This window comes from Candidatus Eisenbacteria bacterium (assembly GCA_020847735.1).
In the GTDB taxonomy this organism is placed as follows: Bacteria; Eisenbacteria; RBG-16-71-46; order RBG-16-71-46; family RBG-16-71-46; genus CAIXRL01.
On the sequence record JADLBL010000005.1, the window covers coordinates 15809 to 42584 of the forward strand.

Below are 26776 nucleotides of genomic sequence, written 5' to 3' on the forward strand. Positions count from 1 at the left end.
CCTCGCTCGGGTCTTCCACGCCCCTGGTCCCTCGGGCGGACGCCGTGCAGCGAACGACGTCCCGGATCGGGTCGGGAGCTCCCTGCCAAGGAGGCCTCCCTGCCCGGCTGCGCCCAAAGTCTGTGCCCGCACGCGTCCGTCCGTCAAGAGCCGATGCGACGCCGGCTCAGCGTTTCCGTTTCGCCGTCGAGGGTTTCGACTCGGACGGCCCGAGGATCTCGAGCGAAGCGTCGTCGATCCAAAGCGTTCCGTGCACCGGCGCGTTGAGCATCATCCACGCCCAGATGAGCGCGGCGTCCGCGGGCACGTCGAACTCGGTGGAGGTGTAGGTCCAGTCGAACGTGCCGGTGAGCTGCTGCGTGGTGCCGGAAACCTGCTTGTCCTGGATCGTGTGCGAGGCGACGAGAACGAACGCTCCCGCCGTGAGGCTGTCGCCGCGGAACCAGCCGCTGATGCGCACGCGCTTGCCGCGCAGCGCGTCGGCACGCACCGGCTGGCAGACACCCGCGCGCGCCGAAACGACGCCGTCCTCGAGCCGCGAACACTTCATGCTCACGCGCCCGGAGTGGGCGACGGTGGTGTCCGGCTCGATGCGCGCACCCTCGAAGGGCGGAATGGACCACTCCCATGCGAGCGCGCCGTCCTCGAATCCGGGGTCGGCGAGCACGTTGACACCGGGGGCGATCGCGGGCTCCGGAGCGGTCGGCTCGAGCGTGAGGGATGCGTCGTCGTAGAGGACCTGGCCGGTGCCGAGCAGTCCGCAGCGGACGAACAGCACGTTGGTGCCCGGCCGGACGATGATCCGCGCCTCGCGTCGCACCCAGTCGGTCCGGGGGTCCTCGAACTGAATGCGCTGCCAGCCGAAGTCCCGCAGCGGATCGGAGAGCGGATTCAGCCCCAGGCGGCTCAGGGCTTCGTCGCGCGCCACGCCCCAGATCTGGGCCATCTTCGTGACCGTGTCCCGATAGGCCTGCGCGAGGATGTAGGCGCGGCCCTGCAGTCCGTTCGTTCGGGTCCACACCGAGAAGACCGCGGTCTTGCCCCAGGCCTCGCGGCCGACGAGGATCGTCTGGCTCCAGTTGTGGCCCATCCAGTAGAGCGTGCTCGTGTTCGCCACGTTCACGCTGTAGTTGCCACCGTGGACCATGAAGGTGTCGCGCCCGAAGAACACCGTCTCGAGCCCGGCGTTCGAGGTATCCCACGCCGCGGGCATCCAATCGGAACCCGCCTGGCGCTGCTCGAAGCCCGGGTTGGCGAGCAGATTTCGGGACGGGGCCGCCGACGCCGGGGCCTGCGCGAGCGCCGGCGCGAGGGCCGCGAGCGCGAGCACGCGAATCAGGGACGACAGGCGCATGGAGATTTCCGTTCGTGGAGGAGTCGGGGAGCGTGCGGGTGCACGGTGCGCGGCGGGGCGAAGGAAAAGTATCCGGACCGCCCGCGCGCGGTTCAAGCGCAAACTCACGGGTTTGAACAGTCCTGACGCGCTCCTATAGCCTTCGGGCGCATTCACCCCACGCACGGGAGACCGGCTTGGCCGACTGGCTCTTCACCTCCGACCTGCACGGGCAGGGCGATTACTACGAACAGGCGCTCGCGCTCGCGGAGTCCGGCCGCCCTCGCGTCCTGATCCTCGGCGGCGACCTCGGGCCGCACCCGTCGGGCGCCGAGGGCGTGCGCCGGCACCGGCTCTTTCTCGAGGGCTTCCTCGTCGAGTTCGCCCGCCGGCTGCGCGAGCGCACTCCGGAGACGGCGCTCGTGCTGCTCATGGGCAACGACGACTGCGCCTCCAACCACGACGTGCTCGACCGGCACGACGGCGACCTGTGGCACGTCCTGCACGAGCGCGTGCTGGAGTTCGACGGAGTGCGCGTCGCGGGATCCTCGTTCGTGCCGATCACGCCTTTCCGGCTCAAGGACTGGGAGCGCTGGGAGGACGGCGGCGAGGAGTCGCCGCCCCAGCTCGCCGGCTGGGTGAGCGAAGCCGGAGGCGCACGCGAGTTCGCGTTCGATCCCGCGGCCCGCACGCCGACGATCGCCGACTCGCTCGCGATGCTCGCGGGCGCCTGCGACCCGGCCGCAACGCTGTTCGTGCTGCACTCGCCGGCGCGCGGCACGAAGTGCGATCTCGTGCACGGGGGACACCATGTCGGTTCGCGGGCCATCCGTCGCTTCGTCGAGGAGCGCCGGCCGAGACTCGTGCTGAGCGGGCACATCCACGAGTCGCCGCGCGTTTCGGGCGCATGGAAGGACACCCTCGGCGAAACGGTCCTCGTGAACCCGGGACAGTTCGGGAGCCGGCATCTCGCGGCCGTGTGGTTCGACCCCGCGCGTCCCGCCGAGACCCTCCGGCACACGGTGATGCCGGCGACGGGCACCCGAGACCGCACATCGTTCTGACGTCGGTTGGCGGGGGATGTCGCGGCGGGCTAGGCTTTCCACTCGATCTCGCACCCCGGCGGGCTCCCCGAACATCCCCGAAGAGGGCCTCATGTCCATGCTCGCCCGCATGCTCCCCGCGCTGTTGCTCACGTGCACTCTCGCCGGTTCCGCGGCGGCGGTGGAATGGAGAGACTGGAACGCCGGCCTTTCGGCGGCGGCGGCCTCGGGCCGGCCGGTCCTCGTGGACGTCTACACGGACTGGTGCGGCTGGTGCCGGCGGATGGATCGCGACGTTTACGGCCGCGCGGACGTGGCCCGCTACCTGAGCCGGAAGTTCGTCACCATCCGCCTGAACGCCGAGAGCTCGGAGTCGGTCACGTATCGCGGCCGCAGCATGACGGCCCGCTCGCTCGCTTCGTCGTTCGACGTTTCGGGTTATCCGACGAGCCTGTTTCTCACCTCGGACGGCGAACACCTGGTCAACGTGCCCGGCTACGTCGAGGCCGGCCGCTTCCTGCTGCTGCTGCGCTACGTCGGCGACGGCCACATGGAGCGCGGAGTGAAGTGGGACGAGTTCGTGAAGCGCTCCGCCGCGCAGGGCGCCGCGCGATGAGCCTGCTCGCGGGCCAGCGACTGCTCGCGGTGGACACCGAGACGACGGGCATGTCGCCCGAGTCCGGTCACCGGCTCGTCGAGGTGGCGCACGTCGGGATCGTGGACGGCGTGTTGCTCGAAGGCTGGTCGAGCCTCGTGCGCCCGGGGCGCGCGATCCCGCCCGACGCCTCGCGCGTGCACGGCATCACCGACGAGATGGTGTCGCGGGCCCCGGAGCCGCGCGTCGTCGCGCGGGAACTGCGCGAGGCCTGCGGTGAACAAACCCTCGTCTTTCACAACGCGCCATTCGACCTGCCGTTCCTCGACCAGTTGTTCCGCGAGACCGGGACGCCGGCGCTGCTCGGTCCGGTCGTGGACACCCTCGGCCTGGCGCGCGGGCTGGCGGGCAGCGGCGGCAACTCGCTCGGAGCCCTGGCCGCGCGGCTCGGGCTGCCGCCCGAGCCGGCGCATCGGGCGCTGGGCGACGCACGCACCACCGCACGGCTCCTGCTGGCGCTCGTGCAGCGCTGGGAGCGCGAGAAGGGCATCCGCTCGCTCGCGGAGCTGGCGGCGGTGAGCCAGGACGTGATGCGCGCGACCGCCCGACGCTGAGTCCGCGCGGTCGCCCTCCACCGGCGGCGCGAGCGCCGCGGCCCGGCCGGGTGTTAGGCTCCGCGCCGAACGCATCGCCCACCGAACCCGGAGCGCCCATGCCCACCCAGCCCGTCCTCGAGCCCGGCGCCGAAGCCCCGGACTTCAGCCTGCGCGGCCCCGGCGGGGTCTTCTATTCGCTGTCGGAGTTCCGCGGCGAGCGCCACGTGCTGGTGGCGTTCTTCCCGCTCGCGTTTTCGCCCGTGTGCTCGCACCAGCTGCCGGAACTGCAGGCCGCGCTGCCGCAGCTCGAGGCGGCCGGCGTCACGGTGCTGGGGGTCAGCGTGGACAGCCACTTCGCGAATGCCGCGTTCGCACGCGCGCTGAAGCTCGGGTTTCCGCTGCTCTCGGACTGGGGCCGCGACACGAGCCGCGCCTACGGGGTGCTCGATGCGCGCGCCGACACGAGCGGACGCGCGCTGTTCCTGGTGAACCGCGAAGGCCGCCTCGTCTGGAGCGAGATCAGCGACGACCCCGAATCGATCGAGCAGGTTCCGAGCCCGGAACGCGCGCTCGCGGCGCTGGCCGCCGCGCCGCGCGACTGACGCGCGACGGGCCCGCCGTCCCGCCATGACGAGCCGCGAAGCGCCCGTGGTGCTGGTCGTCGCGAAGGACGCGACCGGTCCGCGCGCGCTGGTTGCGGCCCTGCGGGCGCGCGGATTCGAGGTGGTGTTCGCGCACGATGGCGAGAGCGGCCTCGGGGCGCTCGAGAAGGCTGGCCCGAGCGCGGTGGTGTGCGAGTTGCGCTCGTCGCGGATCGACGGGCTCGCCGTGCTCGCGCGCGCGACCGACCTGCGTCCTTCGCCCGTCGTCGTGCTGGTCAGCGACGGACCCGACTTCGAACTGGCCGTCGAGGCCATGCGCCGCGGTGCCTGGGACGTGCAGGCACAGCCACTCCACCACGACCGGCTGATCGAAGCACTGCGCCGGGGGCTCGAACATCAGTCGCTCGCCGCGCGTGTCGCACGCATGGAGGGCGAACTCGACCGACGCTTCGGCCTCGGGGCGCTGGCCGGACCCTCGCGGGCGATCCGGAGGGTGCGCGACCAGGTGCGGCAGGTCGCCTCCTCGCGCGCGGCGGTGCTGGTCGAGGGCGAGCCGGGGACCGGCAAGAGCGTCGTCGCGCGCGCGCTGCACCGCGCGAGCACGCGCCGCGAGGGGCCGTTCGTGTGGGTGGACTGCGCCGCGCTGCCCGACTCGCTCGTGGATGCTGAGCTTTTCGGAGCCGCGCCCTCCGGCGGCGCACCCGCTCGGCAGGGCCGCTTCGAGCAGGCCGACGGCGGCACGCTGTTCCTGGACGGCGTGGACTCGCTGCCGGCGCGGGCGCAGAGCCTGCTGTTGCGCGCGCTCACGGAGCGGGCCGTGACGCGCCCCGGCGACGCGGCCACCCGGCGCGCGGACGTTCGCGCGGTCGCCGCGACGACACGCGACCTCGCGGCCGACGCGCGCGCGGGCGCGTTCCGCGAGGACCTGCTGTTCGCCCTCGGCGTGGTGCGCATCACCCTGCCGCCGTTGCGTGCCCGCCGCGAGGACATCCCCGCGCTGGCCGAGGAGATCCTGCGCGAGAGCGCTCGCGAGCACGGCCGCCGCCTGCGCCGCCTGACGCGCGGCGCGACGGAGCAACTCGCGGCCTGGGACTGGCCCGGAAACATCACCGAACTCAAGAGCGCGCTCGAGGGGATGCTCGTCGCCGCGCCCGGCCGCGGGGCGCTCGACGTCAGCGCGCTTCCCGAGCGCCTTCGCGCTCCGGCGCGCGCGGCCGCCCCGCTGCGCGTCGAGGTGGGCATGACGCTCGCGGAGGCCGAGCGCCAGCTGATCGAGTCCACGTTGCGCCACGCGGGAGGCAGCAAGCCCAGGGCGGCGGCGATGCTCGGCATCGGCCTGCGCACGCTCTACCGCAAGCTCGACGACTACTCCGGGCGCTGAACGGCGCCAGCGCGAATGGGTCCGCCCCGCCCGGGCGAGCGGGGCCGGAATCCACCTCAAGTCGGCCAACGCCCGGCGCCGATAACGCGGCTGGACCGTCAGCCCCGCCACGGAGAATCGCCCGATGGGCCAGCCCGACCCGATCGAAGAACCGCCGGACGACGCCACGCCCGCCCCGAAGGACGAGGCGCGCGCCGACTGGCTGTGCGGTCCGGAGGAAGGTCTCGAGGCGGAGCTGCTGCGGCGCGACGCACACGCGACGCCCGCCCCGAAGCTCTTCCGCCCCGGCGCCGACGCGGCCGCCGAGCCGCCGGCTTCCCACTCGCGGCCGCGGCGGGAGGAGGGCGCCGAAGAACCCCAGGCCCTGCGACTCGTGCTTCCTCCATCGGCCGAGATGCCGGCGCCACGACTTTCACGGCCCGGCGGCCCCGACGAACCCGGCGCGGACGCTGCCGGGCTTCCGCTGCCGGGAATCCCGCTCTCGAAGCGGACCGTGCCCGGAGCGCCGGCGGCTCAACCGGACGAACCGGGCACGCTCTCGCACGGGCCCACGATGCTGTGGGAGCCGGGCGCCAACAGCGTGCCCATGCTCCACCGCGAAGCACCCGCGACGCCGGCGGCCGGCGCGCGCGCCGCGCAGGCGGCCGCGGCGAGTCCGCTCGACTTTCCGATGGACGACGCCGAGGAACGCGCGCGAGCGACCCGCGAAGCCGCCGAAGCCGCCGCTGCCGCGGCGGAACTCGCGGCGCAACCCCACACGGTCGTGGCCCCCGAGGCGTTCGATCTCAAGGACGCACCGGCGCCCTGGTGGATGCAGTTGCCGCAGATGCTGCGCGAGGACCGCAAGGTGCAGGTGCTCGCCGGCCTGATCGTGGTGCTGCTGATGACGCTGCTGTTCTGGCCGCGCGAAGGGAAGTCGATCTCCATCGCCGGCATCCGCCACGACGCCGCGCGCTACGACGGACAGAACGTACGCGTCTCGGGTCGCGTCGGCGAGATCTTCGAGGTGGGTGGCGGCCACGCCTACTACCTGCACCAGGGCCGCGACACGCTGGTCGTGTTCACGCGCAGCCGGACACCGCGCCGCGGCCAGGGCGTCACCGTCTTCGGCATGCTCAGCACCGGCTACCTGAACGGCCAGGCCGGCACCGCGCTCTTCGAGGCGCCGAAGCACTGAGGTGCCCGCCGGCGGCGCCGCCGCCGCGCTGACGCTCCGCGCGCGAAGGCCGTCGTCCCCCACTGCGGCAAGCCGACCCGATCGCCAGACGCGCGTTGCCATTCTGGCAAGACAACCATTGGCCGGCTCCTGTCCGCCGGGCTTGCCACGGCCTAAACCATTGTAATTACGCGCGTGAAAGAGTTGGCAACAATCCAACTTGAGCGACCGTCGCGTGCACATTAGTTTGTGCGGCGTTGGGCGCCGCGAAGGATTCAACCCTCGCAGGCCGGCCCATTCGAATCGCCGACACAACAACGCCACGCGCATTCGCGACCGCTTCGCGCGGCCCGACGCGATGCGGGCGGCGAACCCACCCATCACGAGGAGGAATCTGCGATGAACGTCCAGCCTCTCGCCGACCGCATCCTGGTCCGCCGGATCGAGGAGCAGGAGACGATCCGCGGCGGCATCATCATTCCGGACACCGCGAAGGAGAAGCCGCAGGAGGGTGAAGTGGTCGCCGTCGGACCCGGCCGCCTGACGGAGGACGGCAAGCGGATCGCGCCCGAGGTCAAGAAGGGCGATCGCGTGCTGATCGGCAAGTACAGCGGCACCGACGTGAAGATCGAAGGCACCGAGTACGTGATCCTGCGCGAGGACGAAGTCCTCGGCGTTCTCAGCAAGTAATCGCCGGCGCCGCGCGCCGACCCCGGCGCCGCGCCTGAACCTTTCCTTCGAGGAGGCATCATGGCTGCGAAGCAGTTGCTCTTCAGCGAGCAGGCCCGCCAGGAAATCCTGCGCGGCGTGGAGACGCTGGCGAAGGCCGTCAAGGTCACGCTCGGGCCCAAGGGCCGCAACGTCGTGCTCGACAAGAAGTGGGGATCGCCCACGGTGACCAAGGACGGCGTTTCGGTCGCCAAGGAGATCGAGCTCGAGAACCCGTACGAGAACATGGGCGCGCAGATGGTGCGCGAGGTCGCGTCGAAGACGTCCGACGTGGCCGGCGACGGCACCACGACCGCGACCGTGCTCGCCGAGGCGATCTTCAAGGAGGGCCTCAAGTCCGTCACCGCCGGCTCGTCGCCCATGAACATCAAGCGCGGCATCGATCGGGCCGTCACGGCGGTCGTGGACGAGCTCAAGAAGCAGAGCCACCCGGTCAAGGACAACAAGGAAATCGAGCAGGTCGCGACCATCTCGGCCAACTCGGACACCGTCATCGGCAAGATGATCGCCGAGGCGATGGACAAGGTCGGCAAGGACGGCACGATCACCGTCGAGGAAGCCCGCTCGGTCGAGACGACGCTCGACGTCGTCGAGGGCATGCAGTTCGACAAGGGCTACATCTCGCCCTACTTCGTGACCGAGAAGGACACGATGGAAGCCGTCCTCGAGGACGCCTTCATCCTGCTCTACGAGAAGAAGCTGTCGAACATGAAGGACCTGCTCCCGATCCTCGAGAAGATCGCCCAGCGCGGCAAGCCGATGCTGATCGTGGCCGAGGACGTCGAGGGCGAGGCGCTCGCGACGCTGGTCGTCAACAAGCTGCGCGGCACGCTCAACGTGTGCGCGGTGAAGGCGCCCGGTTTCGGTGATCGCCGCAAGGCCATGATGGAGGACATCGCGGTCCTGACCGGCGGCAAGGTCATCACCGAGGATCTCGGCATCAAGCTCGAGAACACCCGCGTCGAGGACCTGGGCAAGGCCAAGCGCATCGTGATCGACAAGGAGAACACGACGATCGTCGAGGGCGGCGGCAAGAAGGCCGACATCCAGGGCCGCATCGCGCAGATCAAGAAGGAGATCGACGACACGACCTCCGACTACGACCGCGAGAAGCTGCAGGAGCGGCTCGCGAAGCTGGCCGGCGGCGTGGCGGTGATCAACGTCGGCGCGGCGACCGAGACCGAGATGAAGGAGAAGAAGGCCCGCGTCGAGGACGCCCTGCACGCGACCCGCGCGGCGGTCGAGGAAGGCATCGTGCCCGGCGGCGGCGTGGCGTACCTGCGTGCCCAGAAGGCGCTCGACACGCTGACGACCGAGCTCGAGGGCGACCTCAAGATCGGCGTGCAGATCGTCAAGCGCGCGCTCGAGCAGCCGCTTCGCACGCTGTGCGAGAACGCCGGACTCGAGGGTTCGGTGGTCGTCGAGCACGTGAAGAAGGAGAAGAAGACGGTCGGCTTCAACGTGGACTCCGAGCAGTACGTGGACATGTTCGAGGCCGGCGTCATTGATCCGACGAAGGTGGCCCGCTCGGCGCTGCAGAACGCCGCGTCGGTCGCGAGCCTGCTGCTGACGACCGAGGCGCTGATCACCGAGATCCCGGAGAAGAAGAAGGCTCCCGCGGCTCCCGGCGGCGCGGGTGGCTACGGCGGCGAGGACTTCTAGTCCGAGCTTCCGCCACGGCGGCACCAGACGGACGAACGGTCCCGGGAATGGATTCCCGGGACCGTTTCGTTCTTAGTCGCCGCCGGCCTCGCGCGTCATCTCGACCATTGTGTGGCGAAAACCGAGCCGCTCGAACAGCCGCTGAGCGGACTCGTTGCGCGCGGCGCTCAGCAGCACGACGCGGGGCGCGCCCCGGGTTTCGAGCCAGCGAATCGCGGCGCGCACGAGTCGCGAACCTGCCCCTGCCCCCCGCTCCGCCGGGTCCACGAACACGTCGTGCAGGTAGCCGCAGGCGGCGCGCAGTTCCTTCCAGCTCGTGGGCTCGAGGCCCGCGTACGCGTACCCGATCACGCACCCGGCGCGCTCGGCGACGAGCACCACGCACTCCGGTTCGGCGAGCTGCGAGACGAGGAACCTTCCGTAGCCGGCCTCGGGGTTTTCCCCCCGCATGAACCGCAGCGGATCGAACTCGTGGTGCTGGCGCATCAGCGCCCCGCCGTAGCGGCCGAGCGCCTGTTCGTCGGCCGGCGTCGCCGGGCGGACCCTGGGCTCTTCCAAGACGCCTCCCTCGCGCCGGTCGCGGACCCGCCGGCCTCCCGGGCGGGAACGCGCGGGTTACCGGCCCGGAACGGGCTCCGCGAGCGCCGTCGCCAGCGCGATCCGGATCATCGCGTCGAAGCTCGTGCGCCGCGCGTCCGGCGGAAGGTGCTCCCCGCGGCGGATGTGGTCCGACACGGTCAGCAGCGTGAGCGCCCGCACGCCGTACTCGGCCGCCATGCCGTAGAGACCGGCGGCCTCCATCTCGACGCCGAGAATGCCGAACTTCTCGACCACGTCGAAGATTTCCGGTTGCGGCGTGTAGAAGAAGTCGGTCGAGAACACGTTGCCCACGCGCACCGGAACCCCGGCCGCACGCGCGGCGGACACCGCGCGCTCGACCAGCCCGAAATCGGCGAGGGCGGCGAAGTCGTGACCGAGGAACCGCACGCGGTTCACCTTCGAGTCGGTCGAGGCCCCGAGGGCGACGATGACGTCGCCGAGCTTCACGTCACCCGCCAGCGCCCCGCAGCTGCCGACGCGAATCAGCGACTTGACGCCATACTCGCGCACCAGCTCGGTGGCGTAGATCGAGCACGACGGAATGCCCATGCCGTGCGACATGACCGAGACGGCCCTGCCCTGGAACGTGCCGGTGTATCCCCAGGCGTTGCGCACCTCGGTCACCCGCCGGGCGTCCTTGAGGAAGGTGTTGGCGATGTGCTCGGCGCGCTGGGGATCGCCGGGCATGAGGACGATGTCGGCGAAGTCGCCGGGCCGGGCGCTGATGTGCGGTGTGGACATGGGCGGGGACTTTACCGGATTGCGGCCCGCTCCGCAGTTGACCCGCGGGAGCGCGGACGACTAGCCTTTTCGCCTCTCGAAACCGTGCGGGCGTCCCCCCGGGGGGCTCCCGGGCCCGAGTCCGGCGCGGCCCCCGGGCCGCAGGGCGGTGCGGACTTCCGACCGAACACAGGGCAACCGGAGGCGATTCCATGGCGGGCGTGAACGGCGGGAGCCCGGGGCGAAGGATCGCCCTCGTGGCCGTGCTGTTCGCGAGCCTCCTGCCGGCGGCAGGGTTCGCCCTGCGGCAGCGCGGAGAGGACGCGGCCGTGGACCGCTACCTGCGCGCCCACGATCTTGCCGGGCTGCCGGTGACGCAGGCGACGGCCGTACGGGTGGCGCGGACGGTGCGCGCCGACTTCGTGTGCGACCGGGCGAAGTGGAAGTCGCTGGACTACGCGCACCGGCCCTTCCTGCGCCACGAGACCGCCTGGCTGCTGGCCGCGCGCGAGGGCCTGTGCGGCGAGGGCACGCGCGTGATCGTCAGCCTGCTGCAGCGTCTCGGCTTCGACGCCACACGCGTCACGCTCTACGACCGGCGCCTCCAGGGCGTGCACACGCTCGTTTCGATCCGGCTCGGCGGACGCGAGATCCTCGTGGACTCGATCAACAGCGCCGACAGCGTCACGCAACTGCTCGACCGCGGCGACACCTCGACCCGGGATTTCCGGGTCGCCGGCTATTCCGGCGACGTCCTCGACCGCGACGCCATGACGCGGGCGCTGGCCGAACGCGACACGGCCGACGCCGACCCGCTGCGTGCGCATTTTTTCGGCGCGTACCGCGTGTACTCGTACGAAGCGCTGCCGATGTCCAAGCTGCTCGCCCGCGCGGGCCTGAACTGGCGCGTCTTCAATCTTTCCCGTCCGCCGGCGTGGATGTCCGTCCTCGCCGAGCGGCCCTTCGCGATCAAGGCGGTGGCGGCGCTGGCCCTCGCGGTCGTGTTCGACGCGGTCGTGCTGGCGTGGGTGGTGGCGCGCCGCCGCGCGCGCCGCCGCCCCGCCGCGCACGCTTGACGGCGCGTCCGGCGCACCCGACCTTCGCCGCCCGCAACGTCCTGCTCGTCACGCTTCGTTCCCCGAGGGCCGAATGGGTTCCCTGCGAGAGTTCGCGGTCCGCCTCGCCGACTACGAAAACCCCCGCTCGCTGGGTTCGCGACTCCGCCGCCGCCGCCTGCGGCCGCTGCTCGGCCTGCTGACCCGCCTCCACGCGCGCCACGGCGAGGTGCGCGTGCTCGACGTGGGCGGGACGCGCGAGTACTGGTCCATCCTGCCCGATTCGGCGTGGAGCACGTTCCGACTGCACGTCTCGGTGCTCAACCTGCCGGGCATGGCGCGCGGCGCCGAAGACGGGCGCTTCGCGTTCCTCGAAGGGGATGGCTGCAACCTCGCGGGCATCGGTCCGGAGGCGTTTCACCTCGCGCACTCGAACTCGGCGATCGAACACGTCGGCGAGTGGCCGCGCATGGCGGCGTTCGCCTCCGAGCTGCGCCGCGTCGCCGCCGCCTACTACGTGCAGACACCGTACTTCTGGTCGCCGTTCGAGCCGCACTTCATGTGGCCGTTCTTCCACTGGCTGCCGATTCCGCTGCGCGCGAGGCTGCTCATGTCCACGGACCTCGGCCAGTACGACCGGCGCCACGACGCGGCCGAGGCCATCCGGCTCGTCGAGGAAGTGCGCCTGGTGGACGGCTGGATGATGCGGGCGCTGTTCCCCGAGGCGCGCTTCGAGATCGAACGCGTGCTGCTCGTGCCCAAGTCCATCATCGCCATCGGCGAACCGCGCGCCTGACGCCCCGGAGGGCGGCGGCGCGCGGGCCGGTTCACAGCCGGATGGTGAACTCCTGGACGGCCTCGCCACCGCCGGGGTCGGTCGCGCGCAGGCGCACGGAGTGCTCGCCGCGCCGATCGGCGCCCGTCGGCAGTTCCCAGCGCACGTCGCCCTGCGGGCTGACCGTCATTCCCGCGGGCCCCTGCACCAGCGAATAGACGAGCGGGTCGCCATCCGGGTCGGAGGCGCTGGCGCGGTACTCGAACGTCGCGTCGGCGGCCTTCGGGGCCAGCGGCTGCGACGTGAACGCCGGCGGGTGGTTCTCCAGGGTGAAGGCGGCGGTCGCTTCGAGCGACGCGGCGTCCTCGTCGTGCGCGACCGCGCTGAGCTCCACGCGATCGCCGCGCGCGAGCCGGGCGGCGGGGAGGCTCGTGCCGTTCGCGCCGCGGACCGGTTCGCCGTTCACCGACCAGCGGCATTCGAGACGCGGGGTGTCGCCGTCGGGATCCACGCTCTCGGCCCTCGCGCGCAACTGGGGGCCGGCCGGGTCGTTCTCGAGCGCGATGCCGAGGTTCGTGATGCGCGGGGCGGAGTTCTCGATCCTCGTCTCGGCGCTCAGCTCGCGGGCGTGGCCGCCGGCGGCCGCGGGCACCGTGACCCACACGGCGATCCGGTCTCCCTTCGAGAAGTTCGACGGCTCGAGCTCGGGGCCGGTGACGCCTTCGAGCTGTCGGCCGTTGCGTCGCCATTCGAAGCGCAAGGTCGCCGGGTCGGGCCCGTCCTCTCCGAGCGTGGCCAGCAACCGCGTGCCCGAGAACGCGGGCGCCGGCGAGAGGCGCAGCGTCGCGCCGCCGTAGCCCGCGGAGAGGGCCGCGGTGCGCGGCGACTGCGCGCAACCGGCCGACAACAGGCAGGCCAGCGCGAGCACGGCGGCGGCCGCGAGCGGCTTTTCCGTGCCGGGGCCCCGGGCTTCCGTGCGCGCGGCGGTCATCGGGGCGCGTCGGCCGGTTCGATGCCGGTGGTGCCGCGCGTGCTCCAGGCGGCGGGGCGCACGATGACGCTCTGGACGATGAACGTCTCGCGCACCCGGACGCCCGAGACGGTCGCCACGCGGTCGAAATACGAAGTGCCGGACGGCATGGCGCCGCGGCCGAGCTCGAAGATGCGCACGTCGGGCGCGACCCGGTAGGTGACACCGTCCACCCGCATCTCGGAGGCGATCGGGCCGTTCAGCTGGCCGGAGAACGTGGTCACGCGCGACTGCAGGCGCGGGCTCGCGAGGGTGCGGCGCAGCCGCGCGTTCTCGCCGGCGACCGCGGCGGTGACGAGCGCCGCCGTGGACGCGAGCGCGAGGACAAGGATGACGCCGGAAGTGTGGCGCATGGTCGCTCCTCTCAGTTCCACTTCTGCCGCCAGGAGCGCACGACGAGCCGCTTGAGGCCGGCGTTGAAGCTCTTGGTGAGCAGGCTGGCGTTGGACGACTGCAGGACGAGCTGTTCGTTCACGATGTCCACCGACGGGTCGGCGAGGATGCCCGCGCCCTTCGACTCGACGCGGCCGGCGGTGGTGTTGTTCTCGGAGCCGTTGGCGTTGCTCGGGGCCGAGCCGTCCTTGTAATCGAAGCTGTAGAGCCACGACTCGCCGCCGTCCATGCACGAGCCCGAGTTCGGCCGGAACGAAGGCACGTAGACGGTTCCGGCGATCAGGGCGGGGCGGCGCGTGACGCGCTCGCCGCTCGCCTGCACGAGGGTCACGAACCAGCCGCTCTTGCCGCTCGTCACCGCGGAGATGCTGGACGTCTGGTCCACGAGGTTCGAGGCCGAAACCGTCGCGCCCGAACCGTCGTCCACGATGCCGTAGAACGCCTGCGAGTCGGTGTTGGAGAGGTCGGCGTCCGCGAGGTAGCGGCCGGTGCCGAAGAACACCATCACGCGGCCCTGCTGGTCCATGGTCAGCACCGGCGCGGCCTGGATCGGCTTGCCGGCGTCGAAGAGCAGCGTCGCCGACCACGGGTTCGACTGGAGGTTCACGCGCCACACGCGGCCCGCGAGGTCGGCGAGGTAGAGCAGGTCGTCGTAGCCGTCGAAGTCGGTGTCGATCGCGGTCGCCTTCGTCAGCTTGTTGTTCGCCACGGCGGACCCGAGCGCGAGCGTCGAGAGGACCGAGCCGTTCGCGGGGTCGAGCACCAGCAGGCTCGCCTGCGACGCGGCGGCGGCGAGCCCGGTTCCGACCGCCAGCACGTGGCGGTTGAGCGTCCGGTCGCGCACCAGCGTCGGGGTGTTCCACGAGCCCTTCAGGGCGCCCAGGTCCACGTCCCACAGGACCTGGACGTTGCCGGCGGCGGGATCGGTCACGTCGAGCGCGAACAGACCGCTGCCGCCGCGCTCCTGGCCGCCGACGAGCACCGTCTTCCACCCGCCGTTCACGTACAGATCGAAGACGGTGGGCGTGAGGTTCACGAAGAACTCGTGGCAGTAGGAGGGACTCATCAGGTCGCGCAGCTTCGGCAGCGCCGTGCGGGGGACGTAGGCCCACTGCTCGGAGCCGGTCGTCGCGTCGAAACAGTGCAGCATGCCGTCGTTCGCGCCCACGTAGAGCATCTCCGGCCGCGCCGCGTTGGCCGCGCGGAAGGCCGCGTAGTTGAGGAACGGATTGAAGCCGGTCGGTTTGCCGACCATGGCGGGCGCCGCGTCCACGATGTCGCCGAGCTTCCAGTTTCCGCGGTCGCGCGTGCCCGTGACGGCGTTTCCGCGTGCGTAGTCGATGATCTGGCCGGCGTCGGTCACGTCCGCGGCGCCGAGCAGCGTCATGAGCGAGGCCGCGCTGCCGCTGGTGAAATCGGTCCGGTTGGTGCCCGTGGAGGACGTGTAGATGGTCCGGCTGCCGGCGCTGCGCCCCTGAAGCTGGCCGCCCGCCTCCCAGACCGGGGCGTCGCCGGCCTTGTAGGGCAGGTCATAGGCTTCGAGGAAACCGCGCCAGGACTGCGACTCGAAGCGCGCCCGGAAGAGACGGTTGTTCGTGCGGTCCTCCGCGGAGACGACCGACACCGATGCCGAGGCCGCCATCTGCGCGGCGATCAGGTCGAAGACCTGGTCGAGCGCCGCGGCGAGGCCGGCGGCGTTCTTGACGCTGAAGTAGGCGCCGCCGCCGTTGGCCGCGGTGGACTGCAGGATCGGCGCGTCGAGGTCGCAGCCGATCACGTAGGTCGTCGCGTTCTGGAAGCCGTCGAGGTCCGGGCGCAGGTCGTTGCGGTACAGGTAGGCGGCGACGTCGTCCACGTAGCCCGAGCAGTCCATCGAGTTCGGCATGCCGGTGCCCATGGACGTGCAGTTGCCGGGGTCCTGGCCGTCCTGGTCGTAGTCCTGCAGGTAGGCCGGCACGTTCAGGTCCTTCGTCGGGAAGCCGTCCGTCACCATGACGATGAACGTCTTCTCGCAGCTCGCCTGGATCGGGGCCGAGGCGCCGGTGGTGCTGAGGTAGTTGAGCGTTGTCACCATCGTCTCGGCGAGCGGCGTATAGGAGTTCGCGTCCACCGCGTTCACCTGCGACTGGATCGTCGCCGTCGCGGTGCCCATCGGCGAGAGCAGCGAGCCGCCGTTGTCGCCGTTGAAGATCATCACGCCGAAATCGGCGCCCGAGCCGCTGCCGATGACCGTGTTCACCGCCTGCTTGGCCATCTGGATGCGGGTGACCGCCGGGATCGCGGCGCGCTGCGTCGCGGTGGCGTGGAAGAACACCCAGTTCAGGTAGTTGCCGTTGTACTGGCCGCGCTCTCCCTGGTCGCTGTTCACGAGGTAGGCGCCGGGCGACGTCGGCCAGCCGGAGTTGAAGCTCGACGGCGTGTACGTGCCGTCGGAGGAGACGTTGTAGGTCGAACCGCTCGTGAAGTTGCCGGTGTAGGTCACGCCCGGGTCGTAGTCGTCCGAGCACATCGCCTCGTTCATGCTGTACGAGCTGTCGAGGATGATCATGACCTTGGCGCGGCCCCCCGAGCTGCTGACCACGAGCGGCGGGTCGCACGCGGCGAGAACCGGGCCCGCGATCGCGAGCCCGGCCGCGACGAAGCAGGCGAGCGCGTGCGCATGAAGTCGGGTTCGCATGTCAGTAGCCCTCCTTGAACGGCCGGGTGGCCCCGAGCTCGACGGCGGACTCCGCCTGCTGGGCGCTCGCGCCGCTCGCTTCGACCACGTACTCGTAGTTCCGGTAGTCGAGGCTGTACCCGGGCAGGAAGCGCCGGCGCACGTAGCGCACGTCGAACTTGTAGCGGTTGTCGTTGCTGAGCGACGTGAAGGCGGTGGACACGGACACGTGGCTCGAGGTGTCCACCAGCGAGGGCGGATTGCCCTGGCGCCGGATCCAGGCCACCCCCGCCTCGCCCGCCGCGTCGGCCGAGTAGAACGCGCGGTTGTTCGAGTACTCCGTGGACTCGGTGCGCTTCTCGCCGGTGACGATGTTCATCACCACCAGGGCCAGCACGGCGAGGGCGGCCAGCACCCCCAGCACCAGGACCATGGCGGCTCCGCGTTCGTCGTTCATGCGCGTCGTCATGAGGGGTGTCCTCCGGGTGGCTTCGGGGGTGGGCCGGTTCATCGGTTGCGCAGCGTGATCCGGGTCGAAAGCGTCATCGGGGCGGAGTCGCGGTTCTCGGTCGTCACCGTGAGTCCGATGGCGGCGACGCGGGCGGCGTTCGCAGGGCTGAGGGGCAGCGGAGTTATCGGCTGCCCGGCCGCGTCGAAGTAGGCGAACTGCAGGTCGCGCACGTTGGCCAGGACCGTCGCCGGGCCCGCGCCGGGGTCGCGGGTCACGACGCCCGTGGTGTCCACGAAGTGGTAAGTCACGTCCTCGGAAGGCTCGGCGGTCTGGATCGTCCCGTCGCCGTTCAGGTCGGCGCGCACGCGCACCAGGTGCGAATCCGCACTCACGACGGCCGTGATGCCGACGGGCGGGCTGCTCGGGTCGGCGCCGGCCTGCCGCAGCTCGGTGGTCATGAGCGCGAGCGCCTGCCGGCTCGAGGCCTGGACCTCGGCGCGCCGGACGGTGCGTCCCTCGACCCGGCTCGTGGACAGCATGATGCCGGTCACGACCATCAGCACCACGCCGAGAATGCTCATCGTGACGAGCAGCTCGACCAGCGTCATGCCGCGGGCCGATTCGAGACGGTGGGCGGACCGAATCACGGGGCACCTCATCGCTTCGCCAGCAGGTTGAGGAGTTGGACCGAGCGGGCCTCGCCGTGCTCGGACCAGCGAACGGAGACGTTCACGCGCCGCAGGCCGACGTCCACGGAATCCACGGCGGTCCACCAGTTGAAGCCGTCGGCCGACCCGGAGTCCGTCTGAGCGGCGGCGAAGCCGGCGCCGCGGGCGATTTCCATGCGGGTCTGGGCAACCTGGAGGGCGCGCGTGTGGCGGCCCGTCGCGTACACGTCGGTGGACGAGCGCGTCTGCACGGCCGACAGGGCGAGTACGCCGATGGCGACCACGACGAGCACCACCATGAGCTCGATGAGCGAGATGCCGCGCTCGTTCGCGGGCGGGGCCGTGTGGATACGCTCAGTCACGGGAGACGCTCCCATTGGAGGACAGCCGCAGGACGTCCGAACGGCGGCTGTCGCTGACGGTGATCGTGACGGACTCGGTGAGTCCCCACGGATAGAACGTGGCGGTGTCGGTGGACGCGCAGGCGACGCCGCGGGGCAGTTCGCGCGTGCGCACGACCTTCGCCGGCGAGACGCGGACGATGGAGTAGGTGTTCGAAGCGAACTGGATCTCGTAGGTCCTGCGCTGCGCGGTCGAGAGCGACCGCGCGTACCGAAGGTCGGATTGCAGGGTGCTCAGGGCCCCGTTCAGGCGGGCCGTGCGAAGCTGGCCCCCGATGGTCGGGACCGCGATCGCGAGCAGGAGGCCGAAGACCGTGATCACGGTCATCAGCTCGAGAAGCGAGAAGCCGCTCGCATCGTGCCGGGTCGTCCGCATCGGGCTTGCCTCCTCGGGTTCGGGAAGACGGGGGGCCTTCCGGTGGATCGTGGCCATCGCCGGCCGGTGGTTCGAAAGGAGGTCAGCGCAATCGAGGTGCCACACGCGACGACCTCGCGGAAAATTTCCGGCGGCACCGAGTTTTCAGCACTTGCGGGATTTCGCGTCGCGCTGCGCTGAAGAACGCAATGGCACGCCTTGCGAAGTGCGGCGCGGTCCCGCGGCGTCCCACGGGAAATGGCCCAGGGATCGGAGAGGGTGGGGGGCGTCACCCAGCCGGTTCCGCGCGCCGCCGAAACGAACGCGGCCCCGGTGATGGCCCGGGGCCGCGCACGGCGCATTGCAGGATGAAACCTAGTCCCGGTCCTCCATCTCGTCCGGGTTGTCCACCGCGGTCGTGTCGCCTCGTTCGACGTGGAGAAAGACCCACACCCGGCGCCAGCGATTGAGGTCGGTCCTGGCCGTGACCGAGACGCCGAAGCGGTCCTGCCGGGGGTGCAGCGGCACGCGATACTGGACCCGCCAGGTGTCCGTGCCGGCATCGCGCACGAACGGCAGCGGCTCGTCCCGCCCGTCCGACAGGGCCACCTGACTCACGTCCGTCGTGCCCACGACCCTGAACTCGACGACCTCGCCGGGCGCGACCAGCGTGTCCGGCACCGTCACCGAGAGGTCCGGCGGGAGACCTTCCTTCACCGCCAGGTCGCCCGCGGAGAGCCCCGAGGCGACCGGCGCGGAAGCCACCTGCGTGCCCGCCGCCTGCGAGGGCGTGGCCGCTGCCGGGCTCGCGACCGCGGCGCTCGATTCCGCCGCGGCCCCGCCGCCGCCGCGATTGCCGCAGCCGGCGAGCGCCAGACCCGCCGCCACGGCGGCCGTGAAGAGCACGGTGAAGAGCCCGACCGTGCGCGGCCAGCGCGCCGCTTCCGTCCCCTGCGCTTCGTACCCGTCGCCGTCCGCGAACCGCTCGCGGATCTCCGTCACTTCGTTCCGCTCCCGCATGACACCCGCTCCTCCGGCCCGGGTGAGTTACCGCCGGGGCCGCCGTGCCGGGTTCGGCCCCGATCGTCGGGCGGTTCGTGCCGCCCTCGCGCGGTCACGTATTCCAAGTGGCGTGCCGTACTGACAATCGCTTGGCGCGCAGACGATTGGCAGAATCGGGCCTACTCGGGACATCGTTGCTTGTGTCACGATGGACACGCCGAAGCGGCGCCCGAGGGTGCGGGAGCGTCCGCATCTGAAAGTGCGACGGGGGGTTTCCTCGAGTGTGGAGCATCGGACACGCTGGCGACGAGACGACGCACACGCGCCGCGGTGGGAGGCGGGCCACGCGCCTCATCGCGCGCGGAGCGCTCTTGTGTGCGTTCTCGATCGCGCTGCTCACGCCGCGCGCGGGTGAGGCGGCGCCGTCTGCGCCCCGCGTCGTCTGGGTCGCGCAGGAGCGCGTGTATCTCGCCGCCCCGGACTCCGGCGCCATCGTGCCGGGGATGCTCGTGCGCATTCTCGACCGGCATCGCGAGCTGGCCGTCGGCAGGATCGAGCAGGTTCTGGACGGCACGCTCGCGAGCGTGCGCCTCGAGCACGGCCGCATCGAAGCCGATGAGCGCCTCGCGCGTCTCGAGGTGCGTCTCGAGCCCGCGCCCCTCCTGCCCGTCGCGACGCTGCGCGTCGGCCTGCCGGCCTCCGTGCGTCGCGCGCTCGTGCCGCCCTGCGCCTCGCCCGGGATCGAGCCGGCGACGCTGCCTCGCGACTACCGAAGCGAGCCGCTGCCCGGCGGCGGCCTGCGGCTGGTCGCGGCGGACTCGCTCGCGCCCACGACGCGCTGGCCCGACACGCTGATCGTGCGGACGTTCGGAGACCGGACCGACGAGGAGATCGCACTCGAGAGGGGCGATCTGGATATGGCCGTCTTCTGGCCCGGCGAGCCCTCGGCGCGACTTCGCGAGCTCACCTCCGGTTTCGAGTTGCTGCGCGGGCAGCTCGCGCGCGGGCGGATCGTCGCGCGCACGCGGCCGGGCACGTCAGCCCCGCCGCACGCGCGCGTCGCGGCCGACCTCGCGAGGTTGAACGAGATGGTGTTCGGCTTCGATCTGGAGCTTCTCCCGCGCGGCGATGACGGGTCCGGCCCGCGGGACACCTCGATCTCGCACACGGCCGGCGAAGGCGGGACGGCCGCTCCCGGCTACGAGGTGGACCGGCGACTCCCGGGCTGGGCGGCGCTCGAAGCGTTCCTCAACCGCGGCCGGCCCGCCGCCGGCGCCGTCCGTGTCTCGATCGGGTGGGAGGACCTGTCGCCGGCGCGCACCGACGCGCTCGTCGCCGGCGATCCCGGACTGCGCCTCGAGCGCGTTCTCGCGATCCGCTGTCCCGTGCTGTGCGCACGGGCACGCGCCGCCGACGTGCAGGCGCTCGGGGCCGACGCGTTCGCGAACCTGCTCCAGTGCGCTCCCGGGACGGAACGGCGATGAACTCGCTGCGCGTGCGGCTGATCGCGGGGTTCGCGCTCGTCGCCATCGTGCCGCTCGCCGTCGCCATGCTGCTGATCGGTCAGCGCCTGCAGTCCACGGTGCGCGCGCAGGCGTCCGCGCGGCTCGCGTCGGCCCTGCACGTGATGCGGGCACAACTCGACGACGACGCGGACCGGCTGACCGGACGGCTGGCGCTGCTCGCGGACGACGCGCAGCTCAAGCGCCTCTACCTGGTCGAATCCGCGGGAGGCGCGTCATTGCGCGAGCAGCTCGCGACGCAGCAGTACCTGCTGGGCCTCGACTACCTTTATGTCGCCGACACCGCGGGCGCCGTCGTCGCCGACGGGGGTGCGGCGCCGCTGGCCCGCCCGCGCCCGGGTCGCGAGCCCGTGGACGCGGCGACGCTCGCGCCCCGGCGCACCCCGGGCCTCGAGTTCGCGCCGCCGGCCGCCGGCCGCGCGCTGGCGCTCGATGCGGCGGCGACGATCACCTATCGCGACGCGCCGGTCGGGCTCGTGCGCGGGGGCCTGCTGCTCGACTCGCTCCGCCTCGCGGAGCTTCGCGAAACGAGCGGGGTGGAGCTGGCGCTGTGGGACTCCGCCGGCCGGCCGCTGGCCGGCACGCTGCCCGGGGCCGCGGCGCTCGCGGCGCGGGGAGGAAGCGGGCCCGAACGCATCCGCCTCGGCGGCGCCTCGTACTTCGCACGGCGCGACACGCTGTCTCCGGGCGGCGGCCCGCAGGTGCGGATCGCGGGGCTGGTGCCGACCGCCGGAACCGACGCGACGCTCGCGGCGCTGCGCACGACCACGCTCGTGATCGCGCTGCTCGCCGGAGCCGTCGCCGTGCTGCTCGGACTCGCCTGGTCTCTGCAGGTCTCGCGGCCGGTCGAGCGGCTGGCGGAGTTCTCGCAACGCATCTCGCGCGGCGAATGGGACGAACCGCTCACGCTCGCGAGCGTCCGCGAGGTGCAGGCGCTGGTCGCGGCGCTCGAGCGCATGCGGGCGGACCTGCGCGGTTACCGCGAGCGGCTGGTGGCGAACGAACGGCAGGCGGCCTACGGGCAGATGGCGCGCAAGGTGGCGCACGAGATCAAGAATCCGCTCACGCCGATCGCGGTGTCGGTCGCCGACCTCAAGCGCTCGTACGAACAGGGCCGGCCCGACTTCCCGCAGATCCTCGACCGGGCGGTGCGCACGATTGACGAGGAGGTCCAGTCGCTCAAGCGCCTGCTGAAGGAGTTCTCGGACCTCGGCCGCTTCCCTCCGCCCGCGCCCGCGCCGTGCGATCCGGGCGCGCTGCTCGCGGAGGTCGGCGCGCTGTTCGCGCACGAGTCGGCGGAAGGCCGGCTGGTGCTCGCGCCCCCGGCCGGGCCGATCGTCGCTTCCGCCGACCGCGCGCAACTGCGGCAGGCGCTCGTCAACCTCGTGCAGAACGGCCTCGACGCCGCCGCGCCGGACGGCCGGGTCCGCCTCGCCGCTCGCGCCGCCGGCGGTTCGCTCGAGCTGGTCGTCGCGGACGAGGGCCCGGGCCTGAGCCCGGAGCAGAAGGCGCGGCTCTTCGTGCCCGGCTTCACGACCAAGGCGCAGGGAAGCGGGCTCGGGCTCGTCATCGTCGAGCGCATCGTCACCGACCACGGCGGCACGATCGAAGCGGACTCCGCGCCCGGGCGCGGCACGTCGTTCACGATCCGGCTGCCGCTTTCGCGAGGAGCCTGATGCCGACCCTGCTGATCGTGGACGACGAGCCGAACATCCGCGCGAGCCTCAAGGGCGCGCTCGGGCGCGAGGGCTACCAGGTGGACGACGCCGGCGGCGTCGCCGAGGCCCGCGCGAAGCTGCGCGAGGCCTACGATCTCGTGCTGCTCGACGTCTGGCTTCCCGACGGCAGCGGCCTCGACCTGCTCGCCGAGATCCGCGGGCAGGCGCCCGAGACCACGGTCCTCATGATGTCGGGCCACGCGACCATTGACGCCGCCGTGCAGGCCACCCGGCTCGGCGCGTTCGACTTCCTCGAAAAGCCCGTGGCGCTCGAACGGCTGCTCGTGCTGCTGCGCAATGCCGCGACGACGCGCTCGTTGCAGGCGGAGAACCGCCGGCTGCAGGAGCCCTGGGCGGTGCCGCTGGTGGGCCGTTCGCCGGCGATCGCCAAACTGCTCGAGCAGATCGCGCTCGCCGGCCCTTCGCCCGCCCGCGTGCTGATCCGCGGCGAGCACGGCGCCGGCAAGGAGCTGGTCGCGCGCGCCCTGCACGCCTCGAGCCCGCGCAGGGCGATGCCGTTCGTGGCGGTCAACTGTTCGGCGATCCCCGAGGAGCTCTTCGAATCCGAGCTGTTCGGGCACGAACGCGGCGCCTTCACCGGCGCGACGCAGGCCCGGCGCGGCCGGTTCGAGGAGGCGCAGGGCGGAACGCTGCTGCTCGACGAGGTCGGGGACCTGAGCGCGCGCGCGCAGACCAAGCTGCTTCGCGTGCTGCAGGAGAACGAGCTGACGCGCGTCGGCGGCAGCCGTGCGATCCGCGTGGACGTGCGCACGGTGGCGGCGACGAACCGCGACCTCGCGGCCGCGGTCGCGGCCGGCGCGTATCGCGAGGACCTGTACTTCCGCCTCGCCGTGATCCCGATCGACGTGCCGCCGTTGCGCGAACGGTCCGGGGACGTGCCGCTGCTGGTCGAGCATTTCGCCGCACGGCTCGCGCGCGAGACCGGGAGGCGACCGCAGGCGTTCAGCGCCGCCGCGCTCGAGGCGCTGCGCCGGCATCCGTTTCCGGGCAACGTGCGCGAGCTGCGCAATCTGGTCGAGCGCCTGCTCATCATGAACCCGGGCATGACCCTCGGCGCCGCCGAGGTCCGCGCGGTGCTGCCCGGCGGGGGAGCGCCGGGCGCCGCGCCGTCCGAGTCGCCACAACCGCTGGCCGAGGCGGTGCGCGACTTCGAGCGGCGCCAGGTCGAGGCGGCGCTCGCGGCCGAGGGCGGGCACATGACCCGCGCCGCCGCGCGGCTCGGACTCGAACGCAGCCACCTCTACAAGAAGATGCGCCAGCTCGGCCTGCGGGCCGAGGAGTAACGCCGCGCCGCACCGTTCGCCCGCGCCCGCCGGGGCTGATAACTTGCCGGCTCGGTTCGAACCCCACCCACCCGACGCATGCACCCGGCGCCCCGCGCCCGTGACAGGAGTTCCGCCGTGACCGCCCTGCCGAGCCCCGATTCGTTCGTCCCGCGACACAACGGGCCTTCCGAGTCCGACGTGAAGGCGATGCTCACAACGCTCGGATACGCGACGCTCGACCAGCTCGTGGACGCCACCGTGCCCGCGAACATCCGCCTGCCGCGCGCGCTCGCGCTGCCGGCGCCGATGTCGGAGCAGGAGGCGCTCGCCGAGTTCCGCCGCATGGTCTCGGGCAACGAGATCTGGCGGAACTTCATCGGCATGGGCTACTCGGCCACGCACACCCCGGCGGTCGTCCAGCGCAACGTGCTCGAGAACCCGGCGTGGTACACGGCGTACACGCCGTACCAGGCCGAGATCGCGCAGGGGCGGCTCGAGGCGCTGCTGACGTTCCAGACCGTGGTCTCCGACCTGACCGGCCTGCCGATCGCGAGCGCCTCGATGCTCGACGAGGCGACCGCCGCCGCCGAGGCGATGCAGCTCGTGCACGCGACGCTCGGCGGCCGCACGACGTTCCTGGTCGCCGACGACTGCCACCCGCAGACGATCGACGTCGTGAAGGCCCGTGGCCGCGCGCGCGGCATCACGGTCAAGGTCCAGAGCCCGGCGGCGTTCACGCTCGACGCCGACGTCTGCGGCGTGCTCGTCCAGTACCCGAACACCTGCGGCGCGATCCAGGATCACCGCGCGCTCGCCGCGCAGGTCCACGCCGCCGGGGCGCTCGTCGTGGCGGCGACCGACCTGCTGGCGCTGACGCTGCTGGCCTCGCCCGCCGACTGGGGCGCCGACGTCGCGGTCGGCAACTCGCAGCGCTTCGGCGTGCCGCTCGGCTACGGCGGTCCGCACGCCGGCTTCTTCGCCACGCGCGACGAGTACAAGCGCCAGATGCCGGGCCGCATCATCGGGCTTTCGAAGGACGCGAGCGGCCGGCCGGCGCTTCGCATGGCGCTGGGCACGCGCGAGCAGCACATCCGCCGCGAGAAGGCGACCAGCAACATCTGCACGGCACAGGTGCTGCTCGCCGTGATGGCCGCCTTCTACGCGGCGTGGCACGGGCCCGAGGGGCTCGCGCGCATCGCGACGCGCGTTCACCGGATGGCCGCGACGTTCGCCTCCGGTGTCCGGGACCTCGGGCACGCGGTGCTGGCCGACGAGTTCTTCGACACCGTGCACGTGAAGCCGAACCGGCCGGCGTCCGCGATCCGCGAGGCCGCCGAGGCCAGGCGGATCAACCTGCGCTACTTCGCCGACGGCACGATCGGAGTTTCGTTCGGAGAAACCGCGGGCGAGGCGGACCTGGCCGACCTGCTGGCGGTCTTCGCGGGCGGCGCGTCGTCGTCCACGCCGATCCCCGCGGCCGCGGCGAAGAACGCCTTCGGCGCCCGGCATGCGCGCACGTCGCCGTACCTCACCCACCCGGTCTTCCGCTCGTACCACACCGAGACCGAGATGATGCGGTACATGAAGCGGCTGGAGTCGCGCGACCTGTCGCTCGTGCACTCGATGATCTCGCTCGGCAGCTGCACGATGAAGCTGAACGCGGCCTCCGAGATGCTGCCGATCAGCTGGCCGGAAATGGGCGCGCTCCACCCGTTCGCGCCCCCCGGACAGGCGAAAGGTTACCGGGCGATGTTCGACCGGCTCGAGGGCGCGCTCGCCGAGATCACCGGCTTCCACGCCGTGTCGCTTCAACCGAACGCCGGCTCGCAGGGCGAGTACGCGGGTCTGCTCGTCATCCGCGCCTGGCACGAGTCGCGCGGCCAGGGCCACCGTCGCGTGTGCCTCATTCCGCAGTCGGCGCACGGCACGAACCCCGCCAGCGCGGTCATGGCCGGACTCGAGGTGGTCGTCGTCAAGACCGACGCCAGCGGCAACATTGACGTCGCCGATCTTCGCGCCAGGGCGACGCAGCACGCGTCGGACCTCGCGGCGCTGATGGTCACCTATCCGTCCACGCACGGCGTGTTCGAGGAGGCCATCGTCGAGATCACCAGGACGATCCACGAGCACGGCGGACAGGTGTACCTGGACGGCGCGAACATGAACGCGATGGTCGGGCTGTGCCGTCCGGGTGACATCGGCGCCGACGTCTGCCACCTGAACCTGCACAAGACCTTCTGCATTCCGCACGGCGGCGGCGGACCCGGCGTCGGCCCGATCGGCGTGGCGAAGCACCTCGCGCCCTTCCTTCCGGGCCACGCGGTGATCGCGACCGGCGGCGAGAAGGCGATCGGGGCGATCTCGGCCGCGCCGTGGGGCAGCGCCAGCATCCTGCCCATCTCGACGATGTACATCATGATGATGGGCGCCGCCGGCCTGACGCAGGCCACGAAGCTCGCCATCCTCAACGCCAACTACCTCGCGAAGCGCCTGGAGAAGCACTATCCGGTGCTCTACCGGGCCCGCAACGGTACGGTCGCGCACGAGTGCATCGTGGACCCGCGGCCGCTGAAGGCGGCGAGTGGCGTCGAGGTCGGCGACATCGCGAAGCGGCTCATGGACTACGGCTTCCACGCGCCGACCGTGTCGTTCCCCGTCGCCGGCACGCTGATGATCGAGCCGACCGAGAGCGAGTCGAAGGCGGAGCTCGACCGGTTCGTGGAGGCGCTGGTCGCGATCCGCGGCGAGATCGACGAGATCGCGGCGGGCCGGCTGTCGAAGACCGACAATCCGCTCAAGCACGCGCCGCACACGATGGAGGTGGTGGTTTCCGACGGCTGGTCGCGGGGCTACTCGCGCGAGCGCGCCGCGTTCCCGCTGCCGTGGGTCCGCGAGCGCAAGTTCTGGCCGTCGGTCGGGCGCGTGGACGACGCCTACGGCGACCGCAACCTGGTCTGCGCCTGCCCGCCGATCGAGGAGTACGCGCAGGCCTGAGCCGGCGCGCGAACGCCGAAACGCGGGCGGCCCCCGGGACCGCGCCCGGGGG

At 71.8% G+C, this 26776-nt stretch carries 25 protein-coding genes; 14 read left to right on the plus strand and 11 right to left on the minus strand.

Features of this window, described 5'->3' with window-relative positions:
- Positions 1 to 166: 166 nt before the first annotated feature.
- Positions 167 to 1354 (minus strand): hypothetical protein, encoded by a 1188-nt coding sequence (locus IT347_02445; protein ID MCC6348433.1) that lies wholly within the window; start codon positions 1352 to 1354, stop codon positions 167 to 169.
- A gap of 176 nt (positions 1355 to 1530) precedes the next feature.
- Between IT347_02445 and IT347_02450 the strand changes: the two genes are divergently transcribed.
- The 8 genes from IT347_02450 (at position 1531) to groL (ending at position 9097) form a co-directional block, all read left to right on the plus strand.
- Positions 1531 to 2397, plus strand: a complete 867-nt coding sequence (locus tag IT347_02450) for a metallophosphoesterase (protein MCC6348434.1) — start codon at positions 1531 to 1533, stop codon at positions 2395 to 2397.
- Between the two features lie 91 nt (positions 2398 to 2488).
- On the plus strand, positions 2489 to 2992 hold the full coding sequence (locus IT347_02455) for a DUF255 domain-containing protein (GenBank protein ID MCC6348435.1): 504 nt from the start codon (positions 2489 to 2491) through the stop codon (positions 2990 to 2992).
- Positions 2989 to 3585, plus strand: a complete 597-nt coding sequence (locus IT347_02460) for a 3'-5' exonuclease (protein ID MCC6348436.1) — start codon at positions 2989 to 2991, stop codon at positions 3583 to 3585. Before IT347_02455 ends, IT347_02460 begins: the two co-directional genes overlap by 4 nt.
- A gap of 98 nt (positions 3586 to 3683) precedes the next feature.
- Entirely contained in the window at positions 3684 to 4169 is a 486-nt protein-coding gene (locus IT347_02465; GenBank protein ID MCC6348437.1) for a redoxin domain-containing protein, read from the plus strand.
- Positions 4170 to 4194: 25 nt separating this feature from the next.
- A complete protein-coding gene (locus IT347_02470) occupies positions 4195 to 5550 on the plus strand; it encodes a sigma-54-dependent Fis family transcriptional regulator (GenBank protein MCC6348438.1) in 1356 nt (451 codons plus the stop codon).
- Positions 5551 to 5674: 124 nt separating this feature from the next.
- Entirely contained in the window at positions 5675 to 6727 is a 1053-nt protein-coding gene (locus IT347_02475) for a hypothetical protein (GenBank protein MCC6348439.1), read from the plus strand.
- A gap of 378 nt (positions 6728 to 7105) precedes the next feature.
- On the plus strand, positions 7106 to 7396 hold the full coding sequence (gene groES / locus IT347_02480) for a co-chaperone GroES (protein ID MCC6348440.1): 291 nt from the start codon (positions 7106 to 7108) through the stop codon (positions 7394 to 7396).
- A 60-nt stretch (positions 7397 to 7456) separates the two neighbouring features.
- Positions 7457 to 9097: a chaperonin GroEL gene (gene groL, locus IT347_02485; GenBank protein ID MCC6348441.1), complete on the plus strand. Its 1641-nt coding sequence runs from the start codon at positions 7457 to 7459 to the stop codon at positions 9095 to 9097.
- A gap of 72 nt (positions 9098 to 9169) precedes the next feature.
- Here groL and IT347_02490 read toward each other — a convergent pair whose 3' ends face one another.
- Positions 9170 to 9583 carry a GNAT family N-acetyltransferase gene (locus IT347_02490; GenBank protein ID MCC6348442.1) on the minus strand — a complete coding sequence of 138 codons (414 nt, stop codon included), beginning with the start codon at positions 9581 to 9583 and terminating at the stop codon, positions 9170 to 9172.
- A 129-nt stretch (positions 9584 to 9712) separates the two neighbouring features.
- Positions 9713 to 10438: a purine-nucleoside phosphorylase gene (deoD, locus tag IT347_02495; GenBank protein ID MCC6348443.1), complete on the minus strand. Its 726-nt coding sequence runs from the start codon at positions 10436 to 10438 to the stop codon at positions 9713 to 9715.
- 191 nt (positions 10439 to 10629) lie between these two features.
- On the opposite strand from deoD, the gene IT347_02500 reads away from it, so the two are divergent.
- Together IT347_02500 and IT347_02505 are read left to right on the plus strand one after the other, a co-directional pair.
- A complete protein-coding gene (locus IT347_02500) occupies positions 10630 to 11493 on the plus strand; it encodes a hypothetical protein (GenBank protein MCC6348444.1) in 864 nt (287 codons plus the stop codon).
- Between the two features lie 73 nt (positions 11494 to 11566).
- Positions 11567 to 12268 (plus strand): class I SAM-dependent methyltransferase, encoded by a 702-nt coding sequence (locus IT347_02505; GenBank protein MCC6348445.1) that lies wholly within the window; start codon positions 11567 to 11569, stop codon positions 12266 to 12268.
- Positions 12269 to 12299: 31 nt separating this feature from the next.
- On the opposite strand, the gene IT347_02510 is transcribed toward IT347_02505, so the two are convergent.
- From IT347_02510 to IT347_02545, 8 genes are all read right to left on the minus strand, one after another.
- Positions 12300 to 13238 carry a hypothetical protein gene (locus IT347_02510; protein MCC6348446.1) on the minus strand — a complete coding sequence of 313 codons (939 nt, stop codon included), beginning with the start codon at positions 13236 to 13238 and terminating at the stop codon, positions 12300 to 12302.
- Entirely contained in the window at positions 13235 to 13630 is a 396-nt protein-coding gene (locus IT347_02515; protein ID MCC6348447.1) for a hypothetical protein, read from the minus strand. Before IT347_02515 ends, IT347_02510 begins: the two co-directional genes overlap by 4 nt.
- 11 nt (positions 13631 to 13641) lie before the next feature.
- Positions 13642 to 16347, minus strand: coding sequence for a hypothetical protein (locus IT347_02520; protein MCC6348448.1), 2706 nt, complete (start codon positions 16345 to 16347; stop codon positions 13642 to 13644).
- 1 nt (position 16348) lies between these two features.
- Positions 16349 to 16795 (minus strand): hypothetical protein, encoded by a 447-nt coding sequence (locus IT347_02525; protein MCC6348449.1) that lies wholly within the window; start codon positions 16793 to 16795, stop codon positions 16349 to 16351.
- 38 nt (positions 16796 to 16833) lie between these two features.
- Positions 16834 to 17424, minus strand: coding sequence for a prepilin-type N-terminal cleavage/methylation domain-containing protein (locus IT347_02530; GenBank protein MCC6348450.1), 591 nt, complete (start codon positions 17422 to 17424; stop codon positions 16834 to 16836).
- Between the two features lie 8 nt (positions 17425 to 17432).
- Positions 17433 to 17807 (minus strand): prepilin-type N-terminal cleavage/methylation domain-containing protein, encoded by a 375-nt coding sequence (locus tag IT347_02535; GenBank protein ID MCC6348451.1) that lies wholly within the window; start codon positions 17805 to 17807, stop codon positions 17433 to 17435.
- A complete protein-coding gene (locus IT347_02540; GenBank protein ID MCC6348452.1) occupies positions 17800 to 18222 on the minus strand; it encodes a GspH/FimT family pseudopilin in 423 nt (140 codons plus the stop codon). Before IT347_02540 ends, IT347_02535 begins: the two co-directional genes overlap by 8 nt.
- A 354-nt stretch (positions 18223 to 18576) precedes the next feature.
- Complete coding sequence (locus IT347_02545; GenBank protein ID MCC6348453.1) at positions 18577 to 19221, minus strand: hypothetical protein; 645 nt, start codon at positions 19219 to 19221, stop codon at positions 18577 to 18579.
- Between the two features lie 353 nt (positions 19222 to 19574).
- On the opposite strand from IT347_02545, the gene IT347_02550 reads away from it, so the two are divergent.
- The 4 genes from IT347_02550 to gcvP all read left to right on the plus strand — a co-directional run bounded on the left by IT347_02550 (position 19575) and on the right by gcvP (position 26724).
- Complete coding sequence (locus tag IT347_02550) at positions 19575 to 20687, plus strand: hypothetical protein (GenBank protein ID MCC6348454.1); 1113 nt, start codon at positions 19575 to 19577, stop codon at positions 20685 to 20687.
- Positions 20684 to 22402, plus strand: a complete 1719-nt coding sequence (locus IT347_02555; GenBank protein MCC6348455.1) for an ATP-binding protein — start codon at positions 20684 to 20686, stop codon at positions 22400 to 22402. The genes IT347_02550 and IT347_02555 overlap by 4 nt, the downstream gene beginning before the upstream one ends.
- Entirely contained in the window at positions 22402 to 23748 is a 1347-nt protein-coding gene (locus tag IT347_02560) for a sigma-54-dependent Fis family transcriptional regulator (protein MCC6348456.1), read from the plus strand. Before IT347_02555 ends, IT347_02560 begins: the two co-directional genes overlap by 1 nt.
- Positions 23749 to 23826: 78 nt before the next feature.
- Positions 23827 to 26724 (plus strand): aminomethyl-transferring glycine dehydrogenase, encoded by a 2898-nt coding sequence (gcvP, locus tag IT347_02565; GenBank protein MCC6348457.1) that lies wholly within the window; start codon positions 23827 to 23829, stop codon positions 26722 to 26724.
- Positions 26725 to 26776: the final 52 nt, after the last annotated feature.